Here is a 4,533-nt window from a genome sequence, read left to right on the forward strand (position 1 = left end):
GGGGAGATTCGCCCGGATGTCAGGGCTCCTCGACGTCGTCCCCCGAGGGATTGCGGTGGTCGGGGTCGGCGATCTCCTGGATGCCCCGCTCGGGATCCTCCTGGTGGGGCGCGACCCCCTTGCGTTGCCGAGCCGTGGATTCCAGCACCCGAACGTTGGCGGCCGGTGAACGGCCCGCCTTGTCCTCGCCGAAGTAGAGCGTGGTGTGCGGGAAGGGAATCTCGATGCCGGCCTCGTCGAAGCGCAGCTTGACCAGGCGGTTGTAGGCGCGACCCACGGCCCACTGGTCGCCGGGCGTGGTCTTGATGACCACCCGGATGTTCACCGAGCTGTCGGCCAGCGCCACGACGCCGGCCACGGTGAGCGGCTCCAGCAGCTTGTGGCCGTGCTCCTCGCTGGCCCTGAGGTCCTCGAAGGCCAGCTTCAGCTGGTCGATGGCCTCGTCGATGCTCTCGCGGTAGGCGATGCCGTACTCGCCGACATGGTTACCGAACTCGCGCATGTAGTTGGAGACGGTGTCCACGCTGGAGAAGGGCACGATGTGGTAGGTGCCGGAGAGGTCACGGATGCCCACCGATCGGATGCTGAGCTTCTCGGCGGTGCCGGTGACGCCGCCCACCGTGACCACGTCGCCGGTGTTCATGGCGTTCTCCACCTGGATGAAGATGCCGGTGATGATGTCCTGCACCAGCTTCTGGGAGCCAAAGCCGATGGCCAAGCCCAGCACGCCGGCACCGGCGATCAGCGGGCCGATGTTGATGCCGATCTCGGCCAGCACGATCATCGCGGTCATGGTGATCAGGGCGATGGCCAGGGCATTGCGGAACAGGGCCAGCAGGGTCTGGGCCCGGGCCGAGGGCACGCCGCCGCCGGTCTCCGGGTTGAGCTTGTGCTCGATCAGGCTGGCCAGGCCCAGCCAGGCGGCCACGGCGATCACCAGGATCACTGACACGCTGACCACCTTGCCGACCAGGCCGTGGCCGGCCTCGGAGGCGTACCAGGCCGCCAGGTCGAAGGCGCCCCAGGCGTTCAGCACCACCAGGAACACCGTGATCAGGATCAGGGTGCGGATCACCCGCAGGGCATTGGGCACGTAGCTGTTGAGTCGTGGCTCGAGCAGGGGCAGCTTGCGGCGCAGGTCGTCCCCCAGGCGGATGCGCCGGCCGATGGTCTGGGTCAGCAGGCTCGAGACCAGCAGGCCCGCCACCACCGCGGCGATGGTCTTGAGGGTGGCGAAGAGCACGAAGGGCAGGGCGTCCGCCGGCCGGGTCAGCACCAGCACAAGCACCATCACGAAGTAGGCCAGGGCGAACAGATGCCAGGTGCGGGCGAACAGCTGCAGCGAGACCCGACTGGCCGCCATGGTGGCGTTGTCGGCCTTGTGGTTGAGGGCGTCGCGCAGGCGAACCCGATTGCGCAGCACCACGGCGACCGCATAGATGAAGGCACCGACCATGATCAGGGTGCCGATGCTCTGGCCCAGGGTCGGTGACAGGTAGGCGTTGACCAGCGGCACCACCACCATCAGGCCATAGCCCACCAGCCCGATCAGGCGGGCGATCCAGCTATTCCAGTAGGAGGCGTCCTCGGCACCCACCGGCAGCAGGCGCAACCCCTCGTAGCGCGACGAGAAGAGCATGCGCACGGCCGCCTTGAGCAGCTCGATCACCAGGAAGGCGTTGAGGAACAGCGAGGCACGGGTGGAGAGCTCGCCGGTCTCGCCCACCGCGAAGGTGGCGACCAGGTTGCCCCCCACATAGGCCAGGGCCACCACCGCCACGTCGATCACCGCCGCCAGGGCCACGCAGAGTACCAGTCGCAGAACCGGGGTCAGCCCCTGGCCGTTGAGCGACCACTGGCTGATGCGCGTGAACAGCGGCCGGGCCAGGCGACGGATGGCCACGAACAGCACGAAGGTCGCCAGTATCACCAGGCCCAGGTTGATGGCGGCGCTGTTGAAGGCGGCCGTGTCGAAGCTGCTGGTCGCATCGGCACTGCCGGTGAACAGACCGCCGAGCACCTCCGCCAGGCTGGTGAACTGGCTACCGACATCTCCGACGATGCGGCTGGTGGCCTCGGCCAGCTGCCTGGGCAGCGAGGGCTCGGCGCCAGCGGCGCTCTCCTCGGCACCCGCCGATTCGGAGGCGGCGACGTCACCGGCCATGCCGCGCAGCTGGTCGATCAGCTGCTGGCGTGACTGCTCGTTCTCGAGCAGGTCGGCCAAAGTGGAGTAGGCCGGCGGCTCGCTGCCGGTGTCGGCCTGCTGTGCCTGGGCCGGGGCGGCGAGTGCCACCAGGGCAATCAGCAGCCAGCCAAGGATGGCAGGAAGGGCTCGCATTGGGTTCACGCTGTGACCTCCGTCTCTATGCGTGTTGGCGATGTGGTGTCAGGGTTGCGCTCAGTTATCAGCATGATACGGACTTTGTCCCGGGGTCACGACCCGGACGCTGTCATCACATGTTCATGTACATAAATTGTACATCATGGCGATCTTGTGCCAAGATTGTCTTCAGCAGCGACCCGAGGGTCACTGCCCCCTGCAAGGCAAGCATGCGATACTCTTGGCCACCCTCACCGGGTGGCTTTTTTTTTGGCGCCTTGTCGTCACCGTCCCGGGACCTTTCTCGCAACGCTTGGGGAGTGGATGAGCATCGACCCGTTGGTGCTGCTGGCCGTGGCCGGTGGCGGGGGACTGGGCGGCATGGCGCGCCTGGCGGTAGGCAACCTCGTGGCCCGTTACCTGGGGGTCGGCTTTCCCTGGGGGACCCTGGTGGTCAACCTGAGCGGCGCCCTGCTGATGGGCCTCGCGGCCGGGGGGCTGGGCCTGCCCGGCCCCGGGGCGGGTCCGGCCTGGTCGCTGCTGGCCATCGGCCTGCTGGGGGGCTATACCACCGTCTCCTCCTTCAGCCTGCAGACCCTGACGCTCTGCCAGCAGCGGCGCCAGGCCGCGGCCCTGGGCTACGTCGCCCTCACCCTGGGGACCGGATTCGCGGCCCTGCTGGCCGGGGCCTGGCTGGCGGGGGGCCTGCCATGATCGCCTGGCGTGCCTATGGTGCCGTGGGGCTGGGCAGCGCCATGGGTTCCACGCTGCGCTACCTGGTCTCGCTGGCGCTGGCGGGACCGGCCTTCCCCTGGGCCACCCTGGCGGTGAACGGCCTCGGTTCCTGGCTGATCGTCGGCTTCGCCGCCTATGCCGCCCGCCGCACCCACGGCCGGGTCGCGCGCTGGAAGCCCTTCCTGGTGGGCGGCTTCTGCGGCGGCTTCACCACCTTCTCGCTATTTGGCCTGGAGACCCTGAACCTGATGCATCAGGGCCGCCATATGGCGGCCCTGAGCTATGTGGCGGTCAGTCTCTTGGTGTGGCTGGGCGCCGCCTGGGCGGGGTATCGCGCCGGGCAGCGGCTGGCGCTCGCCCGGGGGTGAGGGCCCTCAGCCCTTGGTCTTGCCCTTCCTGCCGCCCTTGGCAGCCGGTTCGCCGCTGCCGCGGGGGAAGTGTCCGCGCACCAGCGCCAGCAGGCCCTGGGTGGAGGCATCGAAGTCCTGGCTGTGGGCGTCGATGCGCTCGCTGATCTCGCCGGCGATGCGCTTGCCCAGCTGCACCCCCCACTGGTCGAAGGAGTTGATGTTCCAGATCACTCCCTGGACGAACACCTTGTGCTCGTAGAGCGCGATCAGCGCGCCGAGGTTCTTCGGTGTCAGCTCGTCGAGCAGCAGCACGCTGGAGGGGCGGTTGCCCGGGCAGCTGTAGGGGTCGAGCCGGCTGCCGGTCTGGCTGCCCTCCATGAAGGCGTTGGCCTGGGCCAGCATGTTGGTGAGCAGCGCGAAGTGGTGCTCCTCCATGCCCGGCTCGGGCCTGAGCGAGGCGATGAAGTCGATGGGCACGTAGCGGGTGCCCTGGTGGAGCAGCTGGAAGAAGGCGTGCTGGCCGTTGGAGCCGGTCTGGCCCCAGACGATGGGCCCGGTCTTGTAGTCCACCGGGTGGCCGAAGATGTCCACCGACTTGCCGTTGGACTCCATGTCGAGCTGCTGCAGGAAGGCCGGCAGCTGATGCAGCGCCTGGTCGTAGGGCACGATGGCCTGGGTCTCGGCGCCCTGGAAGTTGATGTGCCAGATGCCGATCAGCGCCATCAGCACCGGCATGTTCTCGGCGAAGGGCGCGGCGAGGAAGTGCTGGTCCATCTCATAGGCGCCCTCGAGCAGCTCCATGAACCCCTCGAAGCCGATGGAGAGTGCGATGGGCAGGCCGATGGAGGACCACATCGAGTAGCGCCCGCCGACCCAGGCCCAGAACTCGAAGACGTTCTCCTCGCGGATGCCGAAGGCCATGGCCGCCGCCTTGTTGGTCGAGGCGGCGATGAAGTGGGCCCCCACGTCGGCGTCCGGGCCGGCGTTGTCCAGGAACCAGCGGCGCGCGGTATGGGCGTTGAGCAGCGTCTCCTGGGTGGAGAAGGTCTTGGTGGAGACGATGAACAGGGTGGTGGCCGGGTCGAGGCGGCTGAGCACCTTCTGGATATGGGCGCCGTCGACGTTGGA

4 protein-coding genes are annotated in these 4,533 nt (G+C 68.1%); 2 read left to right on the forward strand and 2 right to left on the reverse strand.

Annotated features, from left to right (window positions below):
* Positions 1-19: 19 nt before the first annotated feature.
* Positions 20-2,338 (reverse strand): mechanosensitive channel protein, encoded by a 2,319-nt coding sequence (gene ybiO, locus QLQ83_RS03110; RefSeq protein WP_411971110.1) that lies wholly within the window; start codon positions 2,336-2,338, stop codon positions 20-22.
* 306 nt (positions 2,339-2,644) lie between these two features.
* On the opposite strand from ybiO, the gene QLQ83_RS03115 reads away from it, so the two are divergent.
* Positions 2,645-3,034, forward strand: a complete 390-nt coding sequence (locus QLQ83_RS03115; protein WP_282734106.1) for a fluoride efflux transporter FluC — start codon at positions 2,645-2,647, stop codon at positions 3,032-3,034.
* Positions 3,031-3,423, forward strand: a complete 393-nt coding sequence (locus QLQ83_RS03120) for a fluoride efflux transporter FluC (RefSeq protein WP_282734107.1) — start codon at positions 3,031-3,033, stop codon at positions 3,421-3,423. The genes QLQ83_RS03115 and QLQ83_RS03120 overlap by 4 nt, the downstream gene beginning before the upstream one ends.
* 6 nt (positions 3,424-3,429) lie before the next feature.
* On the opposite strand, the gene pgi is transcribed toward QLQ83_RS03120, so the two are convergent.
* A partial coding sequence (gene pgi / locus QLQ83_RS03125; RefSeq protein ID WP_282734108.1) for a glucose-6-phosphate isomerase occupies positions 3,430-4,533 on the reverse strand: 1,104 nt, incomplete at its 5' end.

This window comes from Halomonas rhizosphaerae (assembly GCF_030010555.1).
Taxonomy (GTDB): domain Bacteria; phylum Pseudomonadota; class Gammaproteobacteria; order Pseudomonadales; family Halomonadaceae; genus Halomonas; species Halomonas rhizosphaerae.